At 72.6% G+C, this 21,042-nt stretch carries 20 protein-coding genes; 10 read left to right on the top strand and 10 right to left on the bottom strand.

Annotated elements, in window-relative coordinates; translation table 11 throughout:
* The first annotated feature begins 12 nt into the window (after positions 1 to 12).
* From asnB to ACLLJJ_RS15445, 6 genes are all read left to right on the top strand, one after another.
* On the top strand, positions 13 to 1,815 hold the full coding sequence (asnB, locus tag ACLLJJ_RS15470; protein ID WP_434591284.1) for an asparagine synthase (glutamine-hydrolyzing): 1,803 nt from the start codon (positions 13 to 15) through the stop codon (positions 1,813 to 1,815).
* Positions 1,812 to 2,888, top strand: a complete 1,077-nt coding sequence (locus ACLLJJ_RS15465) for a PrpF domain-containing protein (protein WP_434591282.1) — start codon at positions 1,812 to 1,814, stop codon at positions 2,886 to 2,888. The genes asnB and ACLLJJ_RS15465 overlap by 4 nt, the downstream gene beginning before the upstream one ends.
* Positions 2,889 to 3,018: 130 nt before the next feature.
* Positions 3,019 to 3,765 carry an SDR family oxidoreductase gene (locus ACLLJJ_RS15460; protein WP_434591279.1) on the top strand — a complete coding sequence of 249 codons (747 nt, stop codon included), beginning with the start codon at positions 3,019 to 3,021 and terminating at the stop codon, positions 3,763 to 3,765.
* A gap of 36 nt (positions 3,766 to 3,801) precedes the next feature.
* The gene (locus tag ACLLJJ_RS15455; protein ID WP_434591276.1) at positions 3,802 to 5,391 is read left to right on the top strand and encodes a class I tRNA ligase family protein; all 1,590 of its coding nucleotides are present in this window, start codon (positions 3,802 to 3,804) and stop codon (positions 5,389 to 5,391) included.
* 148 nt (positions 5,392 to 5,539) lie between these two features.
* Entirely contained in the window at positions 5,540 to 6,949 is a 1,410-nt protein-coding gene (mshA, locus tag ACLLJJ_RS15450; RefSeq protein ID WP_434591274.1) for a D-inositol-3-phosphate glycosyltransferase, read from the top strand.
* Positions 6,950 to 7,161: 212 nt separating this feature from the next.
* Entirely contained in the window at positions 7,162 to 7,359 is a 198-nt protein-coding gene (locus ACLLJJ_RS15445) for a hypothetical protein (RefSeq protein ID WP_434591271.1), read from the top strand.
* Positions 7,360 to 7,446: 87 nt separating this feature from the next.
* Here ACLLJJ_RS15445 and ACLLJJ_RS15440 read toward each other — a convergent pair whose 3' ends face one another.
* The 6 genes from ACLLJJ_RS15440 to ACLLJJ_RS15415 all read right to left on the bottom strand — a co-directional run bounded on the left by ACLLJJ_RS15440 (position 7,447) and on the right by ACLLJJ_RS15415 (position 12,322).
* Positions 7,447 to 7,917 (bottom strand): Fur family transcriptional regulator, encoded by a 471-nt coding sequence (locus ACLLJJ_RS15440; RefSeq protein WP_434591268.1) that lies wholly within the window; start codon positions 7,915 to 7,917, stop codon positions 7,447 to 7,449.
* A 104-nt stretch (positions 7,918 to 8,021) separates the two neighbouring features.
* Positions 8,022 to 9,077, bottom strand: a complete 1,056-nt coding sequence (locus tag ACLLJJ_RS15435) for a LuxR C-terminal-related transcriptional regulator (protein ID WP_434591265.1) — start codon at positions 9,075 to 9,077, stop codon at positions 8,022 to 8,024.
* A gap of 149 nt (positions 9,078 to 9,226) precedes the next feature.
* Complete coding sequence (locus ACLLJJ_RS15430) at positions 9,227 to 10,069, bottom strand: methyltransferase domain-containing protein (protein ID WP_434591263.1); 843 nt, start codon at positions 10,067 to 10,069, stop codon at positions 9,227 to 9,229.
* A 304-nt stretch (positions 10,070 to 10,373) separates the two neighbouring features.
* Positions 10,374 to 10,868 (bottom strand): GNAT family N-acetyltransferase, encoded by a 495-nt coding sequence (locus ACLLJJ_RS15425; protein ID WP_434591260.1) that lies wholly within the window; start codon positions 10,866 to 10,868, stop codon positions 10,374 to 10,376.
* 144 nt (positions 10,869 to 11,012) lie between these two features.
* A complete protein-coding gene (locus ACLLJJ_RS15420) occupies positions 11,013 to 11,948 on the bottom strand; it encodes a M56 family metallopeptidase (protein ID WP_434591257.1) in 936 nt (311 codons plus the stop codon).
* Positions 11,945 to 12,322, bottom strand: a complete 378-nt coding sequence (locus tag ACLLJJ_RS15415) for a BlaI/MecI/CopY family transcriptional regulator (protein WP_283520717.1) — start codon at positions 12,320 to 12,322, stop codon at positions 11,945 to 11,947. The genes ACLLJJ_RS15420 and ACLLJJ_RS15415 overlap by 4 nt, the downstream gene beginning before the upstream one ends.
* A 97-nt stretch (positions 12,323 to 12,419) precedes the next feature.
* Here ACLLJJ_RS15415 and ACLLJJ_RS15410 point away from each other — a divergent pair, with 97 nt between their 5' ends.
* On the top strand, positions 12,420 to 12,599 hold the full coding sequence (locus ACLLJJ_RS15410) for a hypothetical protein (RefSeq protein WP_283520716.1): 180 nt from the start codon (positions 12,420 to 12,422) through the stop codon (positions 12,597 to 12,599).
* A gap of 31 nt (positions 12,600 to 12,630) precedes the next feature.
* Here the strand turns inward: ACLLJJ_RS15410 and ACLLJJ_RS15405 are convergent, their stop codons facing one another.
* Together ACLLJJ_RS15405 and ACLLJJ_RS15400 are read right to left on the bottom strand one after the other, a co-directional pair.
* Positions 12,631 to 12,912, bottom strand: a complete 282-nt coding sequence (locus tag ACLLJJ_RS15405; protein ID WP_434591253.1) for a metal-sensitive transcriptional regulator — start codon at positions 12,910 to 12,912, stop codon at positions 12,631 to 12,633.
* A 59-nt stretch (positions 12,913 to 12,971) separates the two neighbouring features.
* Positions 12,972 to 15,242: a heavy metal translocating P-type ATPase gene (locus tag ACLLJJ_RS15400; protein ID WP_434591250.1), complete on the bottom strand. Its 2,271-nt coding sequence runs from the start codon at positions 15,240 to 15,242 to the stop codon at positions 12,972 to 12,974.
* Between the two features lie 261 nt (positions 15,243 to 15,503).
* On the opposite strand from ACLLJJ_RS15400, the gene ACLLJJ_RS15395 reads away from it, so the two are divergent.
* Both ACLLJJ_RS15395 and ACLLJJ_RS15390 read left to right on the top strand, forming a co-directional pair.
* Positions 15,504 to 16,502, top strand: coding sequence for a hypothetical protein (locus ACLLJJ_RS15395; protein WP_434591247.1), 999 nt, complete (start codon positions 15,504 to 15,506; stop codon positions 16,500 to 16,502).
* 105 nt (positions 16,503 to 16,607) lie between these two features.
* A complete protein-coding gene (locus tag ACLLJJ_RS15390; RefSeq protein ID WP_434591244.1) occupies positions 16,608 to 17,303 on the top strand; it encodes a copper homeostasis protein CutC in 696 nt (231 codons plus the stop codon).
* A gap of 344 nt (positions 17,304 to 17,647) precedes the next feature.
* Here the strand turns inward: ACLLJJ_RS15390 and ACLLJJ_RS15385 are convergent, their stop codons facing one another.
* Together ACLLJJ_RS15385 and ACLLJJ_RS15380 are read right to left on the bottom strand one after the other, a co-directional pair.
* Entirely contained in the window at positions 17,648 to 18,265 is a 618-nt protein-coding gene (locus tag ACLLJJ_RS15385) for a hypothetical protein (RefSeq protein WP_434591241.1), read from the bottom strand.
* Positions 18,266 to 18,429: 164 nt separating this feature from the next.
* Positions 18,430 to 20,514, bottom strand: a complete 2,085-nt coding sequence (locus ACLLJJ_RS15380) for a HelD family protein (protein ID WP_434591238.1) — start codon at positions 20,512 to 20,514, stop codon at positions 18,430 to 18,432.
* 312 nt (positions 20,515 to 20,826) lie between these two features.
* Here ACLLJJ_RS15380 and ACLLJJ_RS15375 point away from each other — a divergent pair, with 312 nt between their 5' ends.
* A complete protein-coding gene (locus tag ACLLJJ_RS15375) occupies positions 20,827 to 21,027 on the top strand; it encodes a hypothetical protein (RefSeq protein WP_434591235.1) in 201 nt (66 codons plus the stop codon).
* The last annotated feature ends 15 nt before the right edge of the window (positions 21,028 to 21,042 follow it).

Raw genomic sequence — 21,042 nt, 5'->3', positions numbered from 1 at the left:
GAGGCTTCCGTCATGTGCAGAATCTTCGGCTCCTTCGCCACCCGGGTGACCCGCCCCGAACTGGCGGAGGTCTCGGCGCGACAGCGGCACGGCGGGCCCGACGAGCACGGCACGCTGGTCGGCCCCGGCTGGTCGCTGGGGTGCGACCGGCTCGCCGTCACCGACCCGGCGCACGGCCGCCAGCCCTACCGGCTCGCCTCGGTGCCCGGAGTCCTCGTCGTACTCAACGGCGAGATCTACAACCACCACGAGCTGCGCCGCCGCATGGCCGCGCGCGGGCACCGCATACCGGGCGCCTGCGACGGCCAGGTGCTGCCCGCGCTGTACGCCGAGTACGGCGCCGACTTCGCCGCGCAGCTGGACGGCATGTTCGCCGTCGCCGTCGTCGATGTGCGCCCCGGAGGGCCGCCCCAACTGGTCCTGGCCGTCGACGACATGGGGATGAAGGGCATCTACTACCACTCCGGAAGCGGCGGAAGTGGAAGCGGTGGCGGAGTGCGGTTCGCCTCCGAGCTGCCCGCGCTGCTCGCCTTCCGTGACGTGCCCGCCGACCCGCGCGAAGAGGCCCTCGACAGCGTCCTGGCGACCAGGACCCCGCTCGGCGAGGCCACCGCCCTGCGCGGCGTGCGGACGCTGCCGCCCGGTGTCACGGCGGTGGCCACCGGGGCGTACGGGCTGAGGGTCCACCGGCGTACGCCCAGGGCGCCCGCCCCGCGCGGTGACGCCCGCACCGTCCTACGGCGCGAAGTGCGGCGGCTCGCCCGCGCCGATGTGCCGCTGTGCGCCATCACCAGCGGAGGCCTGGACTCCGGGCTGGTCACCGCGCTGGCCGCCGAGCACGCACGGGCCGTCGGCGCGCCCCCGCCGCACAGCTTCCACCTCACCTACCGGGGGCGCTGGCCGGGAGCCGAGCACGGGTACGCCCGCGCCGTGGCCCGGCGGGCCGGCACCGTCCATCACCAGGTCGAGCTGGATCCGGCCGAGTTCGCGGAGCTGCTACCGCGCGCCGTCCAGCACCTCGGCCAGCCCAACGCCGACCCGATCACCCTCTCTACGTACGCCCTCTTCCGCGCCGTCCGCGAGGCCGGCTTCACGGTGGCGCTGACGGGGGACGGCGCGGACGAGCTGTTCGGCGGATACGACCGGGTGCGCGCCGCGCTGGCCGCACCGCCCGGCGCGGACTGGGTGAGCCCGTACGTCGAGGCACTCGCCGCCGTGCCGCGCCCGCTGCGGGAGTGGCTCTACACCCCGGCGTACCGGGCGCTCATCGCCGACCGCGGCTCCGACAGCGAGCGGATCGCGGCGGACCTCCGGGCCGCGCCGACCGCCCGGATCGACACGGTCACCGGCTTCGAGACCCGCCACCGGTTGCCCGCGTACCACCTGCGGCGCGTCGACCACCTGAGCATGGCGTGGGCGGTCGAGGCCCGGATGCCGTTCTGCCAGCCCGCGATGGCCGCACTCGCCGGGCGGCTGCCGGCCGCGGCGAGGACCGGCAAGCGCGCGCTGTACGCGGCGGGCCGCGGCCTGGTACCCGAAGCGGTACTGCGCCGCCCCAAGCAGCCGTTCACCCTGCCGCTCGGCGCGATGCTCACCGCGGGCAGCCCGCTGATGGAGCTGGCCCGCGACACCCTGTCCCCGGGCCGCGTCCACCACGACGGCCGGTTGCGGGCGGACCGCGTCCAGGCGCTGCTGGCGCGACAGGCCGCCCGGCCCACGGACACCACTGCGCTCGCCGTGTGGGCGCTGCTGGTCCATGAGCTGTGGAGAGGGCAGCCGGCCGCCGGATCCGTGCCGGTGCGCGTCGCCGCGTGATCGCCGATGCGGCGCGGGCGGACGCGGTGCGGGCCGGTGCGGTGCGGGCCCGTGTGGGACGGCAGGGCCCTGTGCGGGCCGGTGTCGCACGGGCGGGTCTCGTGCGGGCCGACGTCGTACGGGCCGAGGGTGCGCCCGGACCCACCCTCGTCATCAACCGCGACCACCTCCCCGCCGGGGCACTCGCCCTGCGCGCCGAGCTGACCGCCGTGCGCCAGTGGCTGGAGAGCAGCGGACGCGGCGCGATCCGGAAGATCGCCCTGTACGGGACTTCCGCCGACCCCGCCCACGACCTCGACTACCGCTTCGTGCAGTGCCTGCCCGACGGCGGCTTCGACTTCCGCAGCGGCTGCGGGCACTCGGTGCTCGCCTGCGTCGTCGGCGCGCGGCGCGGCGTCGGGGCGACCCGGGTGCGGGTGGCGAACACGGGCAACGGCGGGGACACCGTCGTGTGCGAACCCGCCGCAGACGGTTCGTACACCGTCCACTTCGACCGGTCGCCCGCGCTGCCGCTCGCCGGCCTGCTGCCGACCGGCACCCCGGTCCAGCGGATCGGCGCGGACCCGGCGTCGGTGTCAGTGGTGAGCCTGGGCAACCCCTATGTCTTCGTCGACGCGGCGGAGTTGGGACTGCGGAGCCGCGACGAGCTGTTCGACGCCGGGACCGAGGACTTCGTGCGGCTGCTGCGGCTGCGCGCCGCCGCCGCCCGGCTGCTCGGGCATCCGCCGCGCGGCGCCCTGCCGAAGATCGCGGCCGTCGGGGCGTACCGGGACGGACGGCTGGCGGTGCGCGCGCCGACCGTCCCCGGCTGGCACCCCGCACTGGCCCTCACCGGCGCCGTATGTCTCGCGGCGGCGACCACCGTGCCCGGGACCCTACCCAACAGGCTCGCGCGGACAGCTGGTTGTGCGACCGGAGCGCTGCACATCGAAACGCCCGGCGGCGCCGTCGTCGCCGCAGCCACGCCCACCGCCGACGGCGCCGCGCTGCGCCGCGTCAGTGTGTACGGCAAGCGCGCCCACGTCGTCGAACGGGCCGTCGCGCTGCCGTGGCGTATCCACGTCACGGCGTGAATGCGCACCTCGATTCCGGGGCTCCGCCGTTCTTCCTCTGCCACTCTGGTGGGGAGCCTTCCGCCGGTAATTCCCTTGGGCGCGGCTGGAATTCACTCGCTTTCGGATCCTGACCGGGGAGTAGAAGAGGATGAAATTCGAGAACCTACGGGTCGTGATGACCGGGGCGTCCCGTGATTTCGGCCGGGCACTCGCCATCGGATTCGCCCACCTGGGGGCCGAGGTATATGTCTCGGCCCGTACCGTGGAAGCGGCGGAACGGACCCGCACCGAAGTGCTGGGGGCCGCCCGGGACCGTATCCACGCCTTCGGCTGCGACCTGAGCGACCCGGCCGAGATACGGGCCTTCGCCCGGCAGGTCGGCGAGCACACCGACCGGGTGGACCTGCTGGTCAACAATGGTGCGCGCTGGCTGGACGGGATGGAGCTGGAGGAGGCGTCGGACGCCCAGATCGTCGAGACGATCGAGTCGACGGCCGGCGGGACCGTGCTGATGGTCAAGCACTTCCTGCCTCTGCTGCGGCTCTCCTCGCGGCCCGACATCGTCAATATGGTCGCGGTCCAGGGAATGGGCGGCGGTGGCGCGCCCGCCGTGCACGAGGCCTTCTACGCGGCCAAGAGCGCCCAGGCCGGATTCGCCGACATTCTCTCCCGCCGGCTGCGCCCCTCCGGCGTCCGGGTCTTCTCGCTCTTCCCGCCGGACTTCGCCACGTCCGATCCGCGCTCCGCGGAATGGGAGGGCATAGGCAGGGACACCGGGGAAATACCGTGCCCCGACGAGAAACTCACGACCCAGGCGCTCTTCGAATGCATCGCCTACGCCGTCGAACAGCCGCGTGACTGCTACATCCGCTCCTTCCACTTCGAGCCCCGCTGATTGAGCCCCGCACAACAGCGTCAAGGAGGTCCGTCCATGAGTACACCTCTCTGGATCACCGCGACCCCGCCCGCCACCCACGGTGAGCTCCACGTCGGTCATCTGGCAGGCCCCTACGTCGCCGCCGACGTGCTCAGCCGTTTCCTGCGCGCCGACGGGCAGCCCGTCCTGTTCACCGCGGGCACCGCCGACCACGCCACCTCGGTCGAACTCCGGGCCCTGCGCGCCGGGCGCAAGCCCGAAGAGGTCGCCGAGGGCTACTACGCGGCGATCGCCGCCGACTGGCTGCGCTCCGGCGTGGAGTTCGACCACATCGTGAGGCCCCGGCGCGACCGCGGGTACAGCCGCTGGATGCAGGACCTCTTCGGCCGCCTGTACGCCGACGGGGTCATCGCCGCCCGGACCCGTCTGCTGCCCCACTGCGAGCCCTGCGACCGCTGGCTGCACGGCGCGCACGTCACCGGCGGCTGCCCGCACTGCGGCGCCGTCAGCGACGGCGGGATGTGCCGCGAGTGCGCCCGGCCCAACGACTGTGGCGACCTCATCGCGCCCACCTGCGCGCTGTGCGGGACCGTGCCGAGGCTGCGCCGCTGCCGGCGGCTCTACCTGCCTCTTGAGCCCTTCAGGGAGCGGCTGGCCGACCACTGGGCGGCGGCCGAACTGCCGCCGAGACTCGCCGCGTTGTGCGAGAGCCTCGTCGAGGACGGGCTGCCCGACGTGGCGGTGGGCCACCCGGGCGACTGGGGCGTCCCGGTGCCCGACGTGTCCGGCAACGGATTCCCCGGCCACCGCATCGACGCCTGCTTCGAGGCCGCCGCCATGCACCTCTTCGGGTACGGCTTCGACAAGAAGCCGCTGCCCGAGCAGACCATGCACTTCTGCGGCTTCGGACACGCCTTCTGTCACGCGGTGCTGCTGCCCGCGATCCTCCTCGCGCGGGGCGTGAAGCTGCCGCAGGACTTCTGTGTCAACGAGTCCTACCGGATCGGCGGTGAGAGCGTCACCAACGGCAAGCGGCACGCCGTGTGGGCGCTGGACCTGCTCACCGAGTACGGCTCCGACACCGTGCGCCGGCACGTCATCGGGGCGCGCCCGCAGGGCCGCAGCACCGACTTCGACCGCGACCGGCTCGCCGTCGCCCGCCATGTCCTGGACGACACCTGGAACAGCTGGCTGTCGGGGCTGTTCGCCGCCGTGCGCGAGGAGTGCGCCGGTCTGGTCCCGGCGGCCCTGCCCGGGGGCGCCGGCTGGGAGGTGCAGCGGCGCAGGCTGGCGCGGGCCGTGCAGGAACTGCGCGAGGCGTACGGGCCCGAGTCCTTCGACCCGCGCCGGGCCGTGGCGGTACTCGACGAAGTCGTGCGCTCAACGGCAGACTTCGGCCACGTCAACAGTCACGAGGGGCGCCGTCCGGGCGGCAGCGGGCGCCATCTGCCGCCGCTGGTCGCGCAGTTGACCGTAGCTTGCGCCCTGGCTGCCTGGGCCGGTCCGGTGATGCCCGAGGGCGCGGACCGGCTGGCGGACGCGCTGGGCGTCGCGCGAGGCCGGGCGGTCGACCTGGACGCGCTCGGGGCGCCCGCACCCGGCACCCGGCTGGCGCCCCCCACCGGCCCGGTCTTCGGCTTCTGACCCGCCCACCCGGGGGGTCCACCCGCTCCCTCGCCCGAACCGCACTCCCCATATACCCGCACCACCCCATCGGCCCGCACCACCCGTCCGACCCGCACCACCCATCCGTACGAACCCGCCGCGTGGTCGGGCGTCGGTACCCGCGGCAGTGGATACCCGCGCGGCGGGGCACGTGGCCCACCCACCCGGGAGAGCCCACGTGCCTTCGCCCCTGCGCGTCGCCCTGCTCAGCGTCCACACCTCGCCGCTCCATCAGCCCGGTACGGGCGATGCGGGCGGCATGAACGTCTACTTGGTCCAACTCTCCCGCGCCCTGGCCGAACTGGGCGCCGAGGTCGACCTGTTCACCCGCTGCCGGGGCGAGGGACACCCGCCCCAGGTACCGCTCGCCCCCGGAGTCCGGGTACGGCACCTGCGGGCGGGCCCGCGCCGGGCGTTGCCCAAGGAGGAAATGCCGGGCCGGCTGGTGGAGTTCGCCCTCGCCCTGCTGCGCGCCGAGTCCGGCCGCGCGGGCCGCCCGTACGACCTGCTGCACTCGCACTACTGGCTCTCCGGGCAGGTCGGCCTGCTGGCCGCCGCGCACTGGCGGATCCCGCTCGTCCACACCATGCACACCCTCGCGCGGGTGAAGAACGCGGCGCTCGCCGCCGGGGACGTCCCCGAGCCGGAGCTGCGGATACGCGGTGAGGAACAAGTGGTGGGCGGAGCCGACCGGTTGATCGCCAACACCGCCGACGAGGCGAACGCGCTCCGTGGCCTGTACGGCGCGACCCCGGTCCGTACCGACGTGGTGCGTCCCGGCGTGGACACCCTGACCTTCTGCCCCGCCGACGGCAGGCAGGCGGCGCGGGCCCGCCTGGGCCTTCCCCGGGACGCCTTCGTGCCGCTCTTCGTCGGCCGGATCCAGCCACTGAAGGCCCCCGACGTGCTGGTGCGGGCGGTCGCCGAGCTGCTGCGGATGGCACCCGGGCTGCGCCGCCGGCTGGTGGTGCCGGTGGTCGGTGGTCTCAGCGGGCCCGGGGCCGACCGGCCGGGGAGCCTGCCGGCGCTCTGCTCCGAGCTGGGCGTGCTGGACGCCGTACGCTTCGAACCCGCCAAGCCTCAGACGGAGTTGGCGGACTGGTACCGGGCGGCCGATGTGCTGGTGGTGCCCTCCCGCAGCGAGTCGTTCGGCCTGGTCGCCCTGGAGGCGCAGGCCTGCGGCACACCCGTGCTCGCGGCCGCGGTCGGCGGCCTGCCGACGGCGGTGCGGGACGGGGTCACGGGCCTGCTGGTCGACGGCCACGACCCTGCGGCGTACGCGCGCCGGCTGCTGTGGTTCGCCCAGCGGCCCGCTGCCGGTGCGCAGCTGGGTCTGGCGGGTGTACGTCATGCGCGCGGCCTGAGTTGGCAGTCCGCGGCGGCCGAGACGCTCGCCGTCTACGAGCGCGCGGCTCGGGCCCCTCGGGCGGGAAGGAAGGGTGGGGCAGGCACGGCGGCACGTCCCTGCCCCGTCGGCCGCCCCGTCCTGGAGGAGCAGGAGAGCCGAGGCGCCAGCCTAGCACGTCTTTTGGTTTGACCAAAAGAGCGGGGTTCCCCAATACGTAGTGGCGGGAATGTAATTCCGTTTCTCCCGGGCGCAGATGACGCACTTACGTCATGGCAAGTCCACGCCTCGCGTAACGCTGGTGTCCGTCACCCGGGCGGGGGAGTATTCAACTGTCTTCACCGCAGCACCCGGCGGCACGGGTCAGGGGAAGACGGAATATCCATTCTCTTCCTGGAGGAATCATGTCTGCTTTCACACCCACCACCGGCATACGCACCGTCGTTCGTCAGCTGGCGGTCGCGGCGACCCTCTGTGCGGCCGTCGCGGCTCCCGCGGCCTTCGCGGCGGACAGCTCATCGGTCGCATCCGCGACGGTGTCCTCCGCCGAGGACAACGTCTGGCCGGCCCCGTCGCCGAAGCCGGTCCTCCCGCTCAACTGACCTGATCAGACGGGCAATCACACGCCGAAGGGCCCCGGGCCCCACCCGGACAGGGGTGGGGCCCGGGGCCCTTCGGCGCGGTAGGTGTCAGGCGGTGCGGCACTCGGGGCAGCGGCCCCTGAACACGATGTCCGCACTCGTCATCCGCCAGTCCGTCAGGCCTTTCTTCGGCGGACTCGGGGCCTTGGCCTCGACATTCTCGACCCGCCCGCAGTCGACACACAGGGCGTGCTGATGCGGCTCGCCCATGACTTCGAATACGGCGGGCCATCCGGGTCGCTCGAATTTCGTGACCAGGCCCGTTTCCAGGAAATGCCGGAGCATTTCGTAGACGGCCTGGCTGGTGAGTGTGCCCAGCCTTTCGCGGGCCGCGGCGGTAATCGCCTCGACATCCAGGTGTCCGCCTGCGGCGAGCACCTGGAGCACCTCCATGCGGGGGCCCGTGACGCGCAGTCCTACGTCACGGAGTCGCTGGATCACCGCTTCGCGGTCGGTCAGCAATTCGTCGAGTGCCATGACTCCCGCCACCATCTGGTCAGCCCAAAACTTTGCGGGCATCGTACCTCTTGTCGGACCAGAAGGGACTTGGCGCAGCAGAAGGGACTCGGCGGAAGGCTTCGGCCGGGGCGAAGGAGAGGGCCGACGGGCCGGGCGGAACGGGCTCAGTCCAGCCAGCCGAGCCGGGTCGCCCTGACGCCCGCCTCGAAGCGGCTGGAGGCGCCGAGCTCCTGCATGACCTCGGAAAGCAGCCGGCTCACGGTGCGCAGGGAGACGCCGAGACTGCGGGCGATCTTCTCGTCCTTCATCCCGGTGGCGAGCATGCGCAGGGCGGCCTGCTGTTGTTCGGTCAGGCCGTCACCGCCCTGCTCGGTGGACGCGGAATCCCCATAGGGGGTGGCGGTGTGCCAGCAGTATTCATACAGCGCGATATAGGAACGCACGAGAGCGGGACCGCGGGCGACAATGGCACCGACCGAGGGATTCTCCGGATCCAGCGGGATCAGCGCGATGTCCTGGTCCGCGATAATCATGTTCATCGGGACCACGGGGGAGAGGCGCAACTCGACGCCGGACTCCGCCTTCAGGCGAAAGAACTCGGCCATTTCGGGGACCGCCGTGAACCGCTGATTGTGGATGCACCGCACCCGTACGCCCTTGTTCACCTGGCTGCGGTCGCGATCCAGGGCGCGCTCCGGAATCTCCCGCTGCAGCGAGCCCGGGACCATGGAGAGCGAATCGTGGCGCATGGTGTCCGACATGTCTGCCAGCACCTGCTGGATGCGGCGGTAGTCGGTGACCACTTCGACCTCGACCTCGGACTGGGTCAGGGCGCCGCCGTGCAGAAAGCGGTCGGCCAGGGTGTCGAGCACACCGTAGGTGCGGTCGGCCTCCGCCAAGTGGTCCTTCAGGCGGCGCTGTTCGCGGCGCAGCAGCCGCAGCAGAGCGGTTTCGGGGGCGACGACGGTGACCGTGTCGGATTCCGACTCGGGGCGTTCGCCGCTCTTGAGCGCCAGGCTGCTGTCGTGGTTCGAACCGGTGGCGACCATGAGCCCCAGCGACGTCAGTTCGTCACGACATCGCTCACGCTCGGCCGGGGCCAGATCCAGTTCACCGGCCACCTCGTCGAAGCTGGAGGCGCCACGGAGGCGCAGTTCCTGATAGAGGAAGAGGGTGGGATCGTCCGCGCGTGAATGTGTCCTGGCATCGTTTCTGCCCACAGCGCAGCAACCCCCCTCATCAACAGTCGCACCCCCGCCTGACCCTGCCACAGCTTCGTCCGGCCTTCGCCTGGCTTGATCCGCGTGTGACGCGCATCACGTACGACGTGTGCGCGGCCCACCGACGACTCTCGCACGCCGCACCCGCCTCACGCGCGGCAGATCAGCAGCACGCTCTGGGTCCGCTCGTCGATCCGCTGCTGGTGGCGGTCGCTGATGTGCAGGCCCGCCGCGCCCAACTCCGAGGCCAGCGCCGCCGGGTCGACGATCCACTTGTCGGTGTGCAGCACCACCCGGTGTGTCGAGGACTTGCCGGTCCTCGACGAGTGGTACGTGATGCGCTCGCTCATGGCGCACAGGTCAAAGCTCTGCCGGGCGATCACCCACTCCTCCACCCCGTCGAACCGGGGCACCTGGAACGCCCAGCTCCGCTGCGGGTGTTCGGCCAGGGCGGCGGGCTCGTGCGCGGTGTAGTCGAGGGCCAGCGCGCCGCCCGCGCCCAGATGCGCGGCGATCTCCCGCAGCATCGCGGGGCGGCTGTGCGGCGGTACGGCCGCGACCATGGCCCCGGCCAGCAGCGCGAGTTGATACTCGTCCCGCAGTCGCAGTCGCAGCAGGTCGGCGCGGGTCGTCCGGATCAACCCGTGTACCCGGGGCCCGATGCGCCCCGCCCAGGCGCGCAGCGCGGTCAGCGACGGCTGGTCGCGGTCCACGGCCTCCACCGCGAAGCCGTGCCGGGCGAAGGGCACCGAGAGCCGCCCGGAGCCGGACCCCAGGTCGAGCACCGGGCCGCCGGTGGCCCTGGCCAGGCTCAGATACGGGACGATGTCGGCGCTGTGCGGGCCGAGGAGGCAGTCGTGCAGCCAGCCGGAGCCGGCGTCGTGCGGGGCCACGGACTCCAGTCCGGGCAGGTGGGGCGCGGTGCCCGGGACGGGGAGGCCCCGGGACGGCAGGGTGGACGTGAGCCCGGCGGGCACGGTTGGCGCGGACATGCTGGCCTGTGTGTGCATCGCTCCTCCAGGTGGCTCGGTCTTCCCTGCCGTCCGGGCGGGCACCCGTGCCGCCGGGGCCGCGCCGCTGGACAAAGCGTGTCCTGCCGGACGGCCGCCGGGCCAGCTCCGGGCGCTGCGTGTCCACGCGTTGGCGTGGATCTGCCAGGGGAGGGCGGGCAGCGGGGCGGCGCACGGGCGGCGTCGTGGCGGAGCGCGTCGTAGGAGGGCGTACGGATCGGGGCGTACGGATCAGGGCGCGCGGATCGGGGCGGCGGGGGAGGGCGCGCGGATCAGGGGGTGCGGATCAGGGGGTGCGGGGCGGTCGCAGCGTGCGGGCCAGCCTGGTCCCGTCGCCGGTGAAGCCGTGCCGCTCGTAGAACGGCAGCGCGGGGTCCTTCGTGGTGGGCAGTGAGATCGACTGCCGCTCGGCCTGGTGGGCGCGCATCCGGTCGGTCGCCGCGGCCAGCAGCGTGGATCCGATGCCCTCGTGGCGACGGGACGGCAGCATGCACAGTGCGTACAACTCGCCGTGCCCTGCCAGGGGTACGCCGCCCGCCGCCGTGCCGAGCACCGTGCCGTCCGCGTCGACGGCGACCAGCCAGCCGAGCCAGCCGGGCGCACCGCCGCGAATTCCGATTTCCGCATTGATGCGGGTGAGCGGGCAATGGCGGCTCACCAGTCGCTCCACATCCGTACTTCCGAGAAGTCCGGTATAGCTGTCGCGTATCGCGGTGGCGAGCAGCCGGGAAATTGCGGACGCCTCGGCCGAAACCGCGGGCCGCACCTCCACGGAGTGCATAGATTCCGTACCTTCCCGGCGGGCAGGATCGCCCCAACCGCCCCAACACTAGCGGTCAATTCGAGGCACCGAGGCCCCGAATGCAATCTGCCGCAATCTACGAATTTACTTAGTAATTCAGTAGTGGGGGGTGAGTGGTGGGGATTATCCGGGAATGGAGCAGCAGGCCATGACCAGGGGGGCGATCGCGCCCACCGCGCCGGACACGGTGAGCAGTCCGCGCAGCACGGGATGGCCCGCGCGGTTCGGTAACAGGATGCGCCGCATGCGGACCACCGCGGAGGGGCCGCCCGCCGCGAACGCCGCGCGCGGCACCTGTCCGGCCGCCATCGCGTACAGCGCCGTCGCCAGTGCGTCGCGTGAACAGCGGCGCAGCGCGCGGTCGTCGGCGGCCATCTCCAGGAGCAGGGGCAGCTCGCTGCCCACCCGCCGGGCCAGCGGCAGCCCGCGGAACACGGTGGAGAACGCCTCGGCCGCGGCCACCAAGAGGTGGTGCCGGCCCGTGATGTGCGCGCGCTCGTGTGCCAGCGCCGCCGCCAACTGCGCGTCGGTCAGGGTGTGCAGGGCGCCCGAGCTGACCACGACCTGCGAGCAGCGGCCCGGCAGGCAGTAGACGACGGGCGTCTCGTGCGCCAGGACCGTGGCCCGCAGCCGGGGTTCCGGGCTGCCGACCAGCCGCAGCAGCTCGGCGTGGCGTGAGCGCGACCTGTGTGAGCGCAGCAACTCCCGGGCGAGCGCGGAGACGGGCAGCAGCGGGACGGCCGCGGCGGCCAGCGCGGCGGCGGTCTCCACCGTACTGAGGTTCAACAGGCCCGCACGGGTGCGGAGATGGAAAGCGACCCCGTTCCAGGGGACGGCCGACTCCACCAGGTCGAGCAGCTGGTGGCTGGACTCCTTGGGCAGGATCAGCTGGGCCATCAGCAGGGCCACCCCGCCGGTGAACGTCACCGCGAGCGCGCCCCACACCCCGACCGCGAGCCGCGGCGCCTGATGCGTCCAGTGGGCGCGCCCCAGCAGGTGGGGCAGCAGGATCCCGGCGAGCAGGACGACGCCGAGCGGCGGGAGGACGTGGTGGTTCATGAGGGGCCGCCGGTGCCCGGACGGGCCACGGAGCGCAGTGCCGCGTCGAGTGCGGCCACGTCCTCGTGGGACATGTGCTCGACGAAGCGCAGCAGGGCGGCCTGCCGGTCCTGGCTGTTGCCCAGGGCGTCCTGCATCATGCCCGCGGTGTACTCCTCGCGGCTGCGCACCGGTTCGTACACCCAGGCCCTGGAGACCTTCTCGCGGTTCAGCCAGCCCTTGCGGTGCAGGATGTCCGCGACCGTCATCACCGTGGTGTAGGCGACGGGCCTGCTGAGATTGATGTCGTCGACGACCTCGCGGACCGTGGCGGGCCGCCGCCATCGCCACAGCCGGTCCATTATTTCGGCTTCGAGTTCGCCCAGCCGTCGCACGGTCTCTCCCTCGTCGGGCCTTGCCGGTTCGGAACGGCCACATCGTACGGCCGGTCAGGCCCGAGTGACAGGTACCCCCGGAGGGTATCTTGGTGTGATGTTCTCTTTCACGAAGGAAATCGCGGCCCACGGAGCCGGGTACGGACAGGGCCGCCCCTGCGCGAAGGTCTGCGGAGTGGGAGCGGCCGAGGTGGTGCTGCTCCGCCAGGTGCTCGGGCTGTGTCTGCGCCTGAGCGTCCGGCTGTCCGGTGACTGTCCTTCGTACAAGGGCGGCTGATCCTGCCCGTCCGCGTCCGCTGTCGTGCGGGCTATGTCCGCAGCAGCCGGGCGATGGCCTTGGAGGCCTCGCCGACCTTGGTCCTCGCCTGGTCCCCGCCCTGCACGATGGCCTCCGACACACAGCAGTTGAGGTGCTCGTCGAGCAGGACCACGGCGCAGGACTGGAGTGCTGCATTGGTCGCGGACACCTGGGTGAGTACGTCGATGCAGTACGTGTCCTGCTCGACCATCCGCTGAAGCCCCCGCACCTGGCCCTCGATGCGGCGCAGGCGTCTGACGATGTCGTCCTTCTTCGGTTCGTAGCCGGCCACTGTGGGTCTCCGTCTCCTCCGTCGTCCACCCGGTCCGTCGTCCGCCCGGTCGGGGCGGTTCAGCTCTTGGCGGCCTTGAAGCCGCGCAGCCGCAGGGAGTTGCCGACGACGAAGACCGAGGAGAAGGCCATGGCCGCTCCGGCGATCATCGGGTTGAGCAGGCCGGCCGCCGCGAGCGGCAGAGCGCCCACGTTGTAGGCGAAGGCCCAGAAGAGGTTCGACCTGATGGTGCCGAGCGTCTTGCGGGACAGCCGGATGGCGTCCGCGGCGGCGAGCAGATCACCTCGTACGAGCGTGAGGTCGCCCGCCTCGATCGCGGCGTCCGTGCCGGTGCCCATGGCCAGCCCCAGGTCGGCCTGGGCGAGCGCGGCGGCGTCGTTGACGCCGTCCCCGACCATCGCCACGCTGCGGCCCTGCGCCTGGAGCTTCTTGACCACGTCGACCTTGTCCTCCGGCATGACCTCCGCGAAGACCTGGTCGATGCCGACCTCCTTGGCGACCGACTCCGCGACGGCCTTGTTGTCGCCGGTCAGCAGGATCGGGGTCAGGCCCAGGGCGCGCAGCCTGCGGATCGCCTCGGCGCTGGTCTCCTTGACCGCGTCCGCGACCTCCAGGACCGCCCTGGCCTCGCCGTCCCAGGCCACCGCGATCGCGGTACGCCCCTGGGCCTCGGCCGCCGCCTTGGCCCGCTCCAGCTCCACGGGCAGGCTCATCGCCCACTCCGTGAGCAGCCGGTCCCGGCCGACCAGGACGGCGTGGCCCTCCACGATGCCCTGGACGCCCAGGCCGGGGATGTTCGCGAAGTCCTCGGGGGTGGGCAGTGTGCCGAGCCGGTCGGCGGCGCCCGCCGCGACGGCCTGTGCGATCGGGTGCTCGGACGCGTGCTCCAACGCCCCTGCCAGGCGCAGCACTTCGGACTCGTCGGTGGTGTCGGCGGTGTGCACGGCGAGCAGCGTCATCCGACCGGTGGTGACGGTGCCGGTCTTGTCGAGGACGATCGTGTCGACCTTGCGGGTGGTCTCCAGGACTTCCGGGCCCTTGATGAGGATGCCGAGCTGGGCGCCGCGGCCCGTACCGACCATGAGTGCGGTCGGCGTGGCCAGGCCCAGCGCGCAGGGGCAGGCGATGATCAGGACGGCGACGGCCGCGGTGAACGCGGCGGTCAGGCCCGAGCCGTTGCCGAGCCAGAAGCCGAGGGTGCCGAGCGCGAGCGCGATGACGACGGGTACGAAGACGGCGGAGATCTTGTCGGCGAGCCGCTGGGCCGCGGCCTTGCCGTTCTGCGCGTCCTCGACGAGCTTGGCCATCCTGGCGAGCTGGGTGTCCGCGCCGACCCGGGTGGCCTCGACGACGAGCCGGCCGCCGGCGTTCAGGGTCGCGCCGGTGACGGAGTCGCCGGGCCCGACCTCGACCGGGACGGACTCGCCGGTGAGCATGGCGGCGTCGACGGCGGAGGTGCCCTCGACGACCGAGCCGTCGGTGGCGATCTTCTCGCCGGGGCGTACGACGAAGTGGTCGCCGACGGCCAGGTCGGCCGTGGGCACGGTCTCCTCGCGGCCGTCGCGCAGCACGGTGACGCTCTTGGCGCCGAGTTCCAGCAGGGCCTTGAGCGCGGCGCCCGCCTTCCTCTTGGAGCGGGCCTCGAAGTAGCGCCCGGCGAGGATGAACGCGGTGACGCCCGCGGCCGCCTCCAGGTAGATGTTCCCGGCGCCGTCGCTGCGCGAGATCGTCAGCTCGAAGGGGTGCGTCATGCCGGGCGTGCCGGCGGTGCCGAAGAACAGCGCCCACAGCGACCACAGGAACGCCGCCGAGGTGCCGACCGAGATCAGGGTGTCCATCGTCGCCGCGCCGTGCTTGGCGTTGGTCCAGGCGGCGCGGTGGAAGGGCCAGGCGGCGTACGTGACGACCGGGGCGGTCAGTGTCAGGGACAGCCACTGCCAGAAGTTGATCTGGAGGGCCGGGACCATCGCCATCGCGATGACGGGGACGGCGAGGACGGTGGCGGTGATCAGCCGCTGCCGCAGCGGGCGCAGCTCGTCGGCCTCCGCGGCGTCACCCTCGGCCTCCGTCGGGGTGCTGCCCGCCGTACGCGGCGGGGCGGGCTCCTTCGCGCTGTACCCGGTGGCCTCGACGGTGGCGATCAGGTCCGCCACGGAGATGTCCTCGCCCCGGTAGCTGACCTTGGCCTTCTCGGTGGAGTAGTTGACGGTGGCCTCGACGCCGTCCATGCGGTTGAGCTTCTTCTCGATCCTGGCGGCGCAGGAGGCGCAGGTCATGCCGCCGATGGCGAGTTCGACCTCGGCTCCTGCGCCGGTCGTCGTGGTGGTCACGTCTGCTCCTCGTGGTGGGCGGGGCGGTGGCTGGGGCGTCGGGCCTGTCATGCCATTTTATACCCCCTGGGGGTATCGTGTTCGCTGGGTCCATGTATACCCCCCGCCCCTATCCGACGCAAGTGTCGGAACGGACTTGACGGGATACCCCTGGGGGGTATTGTCGAAGTGCACGGACAGCCTGTCGCACCGCACACCGCTTCACCCCGTCCCGCTTCACCGTCACCGCCGATGAGGCGTCGCCCACCCGAGGAGACCGTCATGAACACCGGAGTGAAGATCGCTGCCTTCGCCACCGCGCTCGCCGCCACGTTCGGCACCGCGTACGGGGTGGGGCAGGGGGTCGGCCCCGTGGTCGCGGAGGAGCGGCCCGCGGCGGAGCACGGCGAGCACGAGGGCGCGAAGCCGGAGAAGGGGGAGAAGCGGTCGGCGGAGAAGGCGGACGCCGCCGCACCCGAGACCCCGGGCGGCCTCCAGGTCTCCACGGGCGGTTACGCCCTCGCGCTCGAAACCCCGCGCGTCAAGGCCGGTGACCGCACCGAACTGCGCTTCTCCGTCAAGGACGACGCCGGGCGCAACGTCACGGCGTACCGGCGCGAGCACGGCAAGGAGCTCCACTTCATCGTCGCCTCCCGCGATCTGACCGTCTACCGCCACCTGCACCCGACACGCGCCGCCGACGGCACCTGGAGCACGCCCGCCGAGCTGCCCGCCGCCGGCGGCTACCGCGTCTTCGCCGACTTCAAGCCCTCGAAGCAGGGCGCCGATGGGGTGACTCTCGGCGCCGACCTGGCCGTGGGGGGCGACTTCGAGCCCGCCGCGCTGCCGCCGGTGAAGGCCACCGCCGAGGTGGACGGGTACGAGGTCACTCTCGCGGGCGGGCTGCGGTCCGGCGCCGCGCGGGAGCTCAAGCTGTCCGTGGCCAAGGACGGCAAGGCCGTCACCGACCTCCAGCCCTACCTGGGTGCGTACGGCCACCTGGTCGCCCTGCGCTCCGGTGACCTCGCGTACCTGCACGTCCACCCGAACGGCGAGCCGGGCGACGGTGTCACCGAGCCGGGCCCGGAGGTGTCCTTCACCGCGACGGCGCCGAGCTCTGGTGCGTACCGGCTCTTCCTCGACTTCCGGCACGAGGGCAAGGTGCGGAACGTGGCCTTCACGGTGCACGCGAGTGGCGCGGACGGCGCGGCCGAGCCGGACAAGGCTCCGGACAAGGCGGAGAAGGGTGGGAAGGGTGAGAGTGGCGACCACGCTCACTGAGACGCCGCCCCGCCTGTGCTCTGATGCGCAGGTGGGGGCCTGCCCCGTAGGCTGCCTATTGGACTAGACCTGTAGTGGTCTTCTTGGCGAATGGAATGGGGTCACATGAGCAACCGTGCAGTCCTGGAGGTTATCGCTCTCGACGCGGAGGACGCGGTCGCGGCCCAGTCCGGAGGGGCTGATCGCCTGGAGCTGATCACCGACATGGCGGCGGACGGCCTGACCCCGTCCCGCGAGACCTTCGGGCGGATCCGGGCGGCCGTGGACATCCGGCTGCGGGTGATGCTGCGCCTCGCCGACGGATTCGCCGCGGGGGACATCGACGCACTGGTCGAGGCCGCGCGCGGGATGCGGGCCGAGGGGGCGGACGAGTTCGTCCTCGGCTTCCTGGACCCGGACGGCAGCCCCGACCTGGTCGCCGTCGAGCGGGTTGTCGCGGAGATCGAGGGATGCCCGTGGACGTTCCACCGGGCGATCGACCGGGCGGCCGACCGCGACGCGGCCCGCAAGCAACTCGCGGAGCTGCCCGGCCTCGACACCTACCTGACCGCGGGCTCCGCGGACGGCGTCGACGCGGGCCTGCCGACGCTGCTGGCCGAGGCGGCGGCATCGGAGCGGAGCGAGCCGGGCTACGGAGCGCGGCTCCTGGTCGGCGGCGGGCTGCGGCTCGAACATGTGCCGGAGCTGCGGGCGGCGGGGATCACCGGCTTCCACATCGGCGGCGCGGCCCGGCCGGGCGGCTGGTCGAAGCCGGTGGAGGCGGCGGCGGTACGGGAGTGGCGGGGGTTGCTGGACGCGTAACGCCTCCGGCGGGGGTACGGGTGAGGTCCTGGCCCCGGGTGCGGGCGGCGGGAGCGCCGGGTCGCGGTGCGTGCAGCCGGAGGCGGGGGCGGGTGTGCGCGGCCCCGGAGGCGGGTGTGTGCGGCGGGGTGCTGGTGCGGGTTGCCTGCGCCGCCGCCCCCTGCCCGCCCCTTACCGGAGGCGGGGCCGGGCCCCCAGGGGCCCGGGGCGCCTTGCGGGCGGGTCCTCAACCGCCGGGCGGGCTGAAAGTCGGCCGTTCGCTCACGGCACCCAGACACCCAGACACCCAGCGCACGCACGAGTGCGTCCACTTCCTCCGCCGCGCGCAGGACGTGCTCGATGTCCTAGGACGCGGTCCAGACAACGACGTCCGCCCCGCGCTCCTCGTCCCGCCACGCGTACCGGACGCAGGCCAGCGTGTGGGGCGAGTCCTCCTGAGGGATGTAGCGAAAGGTGGACATGCCCGTGCCCAGGGTTTGCGACTGGACGGACTTGACGACGGGGGGGCTCGACTGCGTTCGGGTCCTCCGCCTCGGTGAGGGCGCGGAGGGTCGCCTCGTGCTCACCCGTGGCGGGGCCGACCGCCACCAGGACCGGAAGCGGAGTTTCAGCGGGGTGGTCGACGCGGCGTCGGCCACGTGCTCGCGGCGCACGGCCAGGGCGCCGTCGATCTCGCCCGAGCTCAGGTCCGCCCCCTCCACCCCGTCCCTGGACAACAGTTGGACCGCCACACCGGTCGGTTCTACGGCGCCCTGCGGCCGGCCGGGGCGCCGGGGCACGACGGACTCGGAGACGAGGATCGAGGCCCCGACGCTGACGCCGTCCATGGGCTTCACCGGCAGGTAGAGGTCCAACGCCTTGCTCTGCCGGGCCTCGGCGACGGCCGCGCGGAAGCGGCGCTCCAGCTCGCGTTTGTACGGACCGACACTGTTCGGCGGCACGTTGGCGGGTATACGGGCCATTGCGGATCGACCTTCAGGTCCGAGTTGGACATGCTCCCCCGTTCCGTTGCTGCTCTCCCGCAGTCCGGCCGCGCGTGAATGCGGGAGAGCAGCACGATACCTGGAGAGAGAAAAGGGAGTGCGTGCCGGTGGCGAAGGTGAGCGGCGTTCGCGGACCCTCGGGGCTACACCCCCAGCGCCCCCGGCAGCGGCTCCGCGTGCAGGATCGTCAGGCCTGATACCGCTCGGGTCAGTGATACGTACAGCCGGCGCAGGCCCGTGCGCTCGTCCGGCTCTGCCGAGACCACTGCCGCCGGCTCGTCCAGGACCACGTAGTCGTACTCCAGGCCCTTGGCCAGCGATGCCGGGACCAGGGTCAGGCGGGCGTCCGCCGTGGTTTCCTCCCCGGGGGCGAGGTATGCGTGGCCCGCCGCCGTCAGGGCCGCGGCCAGCGTCGGGATGCGGGCGTCGGCCGCGATCAGGCCGGTTGAGCCCTCGTGGCGCAGCGAGTCCTCGCAGGCCGCCACCACCGCCGACGGCAGTTTCTCCGCGGCCTCGACCGGGACGACCGCCAGTGAGCCGGGGCTCTCCCGCACCGACGAGACCGGGGCCAGGCCCGGCGAGATCACGGGGAGGAGCAGCGACGCGTACGCGATGACGTCGCGCGGCACGCGGAAGCCGGCCGTCAGCTCCTCGATCACGGCGTCCGCCTTGCCCAGGTGCCGCAGCGCCTCGGGCCAATTCGCCGTGGCCCACGGCGTCGTGCCCTGCGCCAGGTCGCCGAGGACCGTCGCCGAGCCCGTCGTGCAGCGCCGCCCCACCGCCCGGTACTGCATGGGCGAGAGGTCCTGCGCCTCGTCGAGCACCACATGGCCCAGCGAGTGTGTACGGGAGACCAGGTCCGACGCCTCGTCGATGAGCACCGTGTCCGCCGCCGACCACTTCGCCGACTTCACGCTCCGGGCCGGCTTCGCCCAGCGGATCGTCTCCTGCTCCCGCGCCGAGAGGATGTCCCGCGCCTGCTCGGCCAGGAAGTCCGCGTCGGAGAGCAGCCGCAGGACGAGCTTCGCCGGGTCCACGGCCGGCCAGATCGCCTTGACGGCCGCCTTCACCGCCGGATTGCGGGCCACCGCGTCCTGCACCCGGTCGTCCGGCGCCTCGCCCGACTCCTCCATGCGTACCAGCACCGCGTGCGCGATGCGCTGCGGCAGCGCGTCGTGCGCCGCGCCGTAGCGGATGTCCCGGGCCAGCAACTCCCGTACGGTCTCTTCGAGTTCGTACGCCGGAATCCGCCAGCGGCGTGACCCGCGCATCACCATGACCGGCTCGGTGGGCATCGTGACGTGCGAACGGATCGCCCGCCGCAGTACCTCCGCCATCCGTGCGTCGCCCTTGATGATCGCCGCGTCGGCCTCGTCGGTGCCGCGCACCTCCACCTGCGCGACGCGCGCCACCAGGTCGTCGACGGTCGCCTGCTTGACCTCCAACTCGCCGAGCGCGGGCAGCACCTGCTCGATGTAGTGGAGGAAGGACTTGTTCGGCCCGATGACGAGCGTGCCGGTCCTGGCGAGCCGCTCGCGGTGCGCGTAGAGGAGGTACGCGACCCGGTGCAGGCCCACCGCCGTCTTGCCGGTGCCGGGGCCGCCCTGTACACAGACCGTGCCGCCGAGCCCGGACCGTACGATCTCGTCCTGCTCCGGCTGGATCGTCGCGACGATGTCCCGCATCGGGCCGACGCGCGGCCGTTCGATCTCCGCCTGGAGCAGCTTGCTGGTGCGCGCGGCCTCGGTGGGGTCGGACAGGTGCTCGTCCTCGTACGCGGTGAGTTCGCCGCCGGTGTAACCGAAGCGGCGGCGCAGCCCGACGTCGAGCGGGTCCTTCTTCGACGCCCGGTAGAAGGGCTGCGAGACGGGCGCGCGCCAGTCGACGACCATCGGATCGCCTTCGGTGTCGTGGACGTGCCGGCGGCCGATGTAGAAGCGCTCGCCCTCCGCGCCCTCGGCCCGGTCCGAGCCGACCCTGTGCAGATAGTCGAGGCGGCCGAAGAACAGCGGGGTGTGCGCGAGGTCGGCGAGGGCCCGGATGCGTTCCTCGATCTGGGCGCCGAGAACGGCGGCGTTCACCCAGTTCGCGGTGACGTCACGGATGTCGAGGGACTTGACGTCCTCCCGCATGGCCCGCAGCGCGGTGCGCGAGGATGCGAGGTGGGCGCCCTCCCGGGCCAGGGGGTCGTCGAGGGCGGAGCTGGGGTCGGATGCGTGCGCGGGCACGGTGTTGCCTCCGGTGGTACGCAGGCCTGCGGGCCGCGACCCGAGTGGTGCGTGGGGCGCGGTGGTCCGGTCGGCGGTGGGTCACGGCATGGCTGCCGTCCGGTTTCCGTCCGGGCGGCGGCGCTCCACGGAGGGAGGCGGCAGACCGAGGAGTGTAGCCGCGGGGTTCGGCGCGGGCGAACGATTAACGCCGGGGGAGCGCCCCTGAGACGGGTCTCAGGGGCGGCGTACGACCCCAGGGGGAGCAGGGGGGCGTGGGAGTTCCGTCTGCGGAGCGATGTGCCGGGCGGGCCCGAAAACCATGATGGAGACATGAGTACAGCGACGTTCACCCCAGGTCCCTCGGTCCGCCGCAGCCGGCCCCTCGCGGGCGCGACCGCACTCGGCGTCACCGGCCACCGCCCGCACCCGGTCGGCGCCGCCCTGCGCGCCGTCAAGGTCTTCGCGAGCGCCGCGTTCAGCGTGGCCGTGCTCGGGGAGTACGCGGAGGAGGCGGGCGTGAAGCGCCGCTGAGCCCGTGTGCGGCAG

It is taken from the genome of Streptomyces sp. A5-4 (assembly GCF_051131715.1).
Taxonomy (GTDB): domain Bacteria; phylum Actinomycetota; class Actinomycetes; order Streptomycetales; family Streptomycetaceae; genus Streptomyces.
The sequence above is the reverse complement of the archived record's forward strand: the minus strand, read 5'-3'. Positions and strand labels throughout refer to the sequence as shown.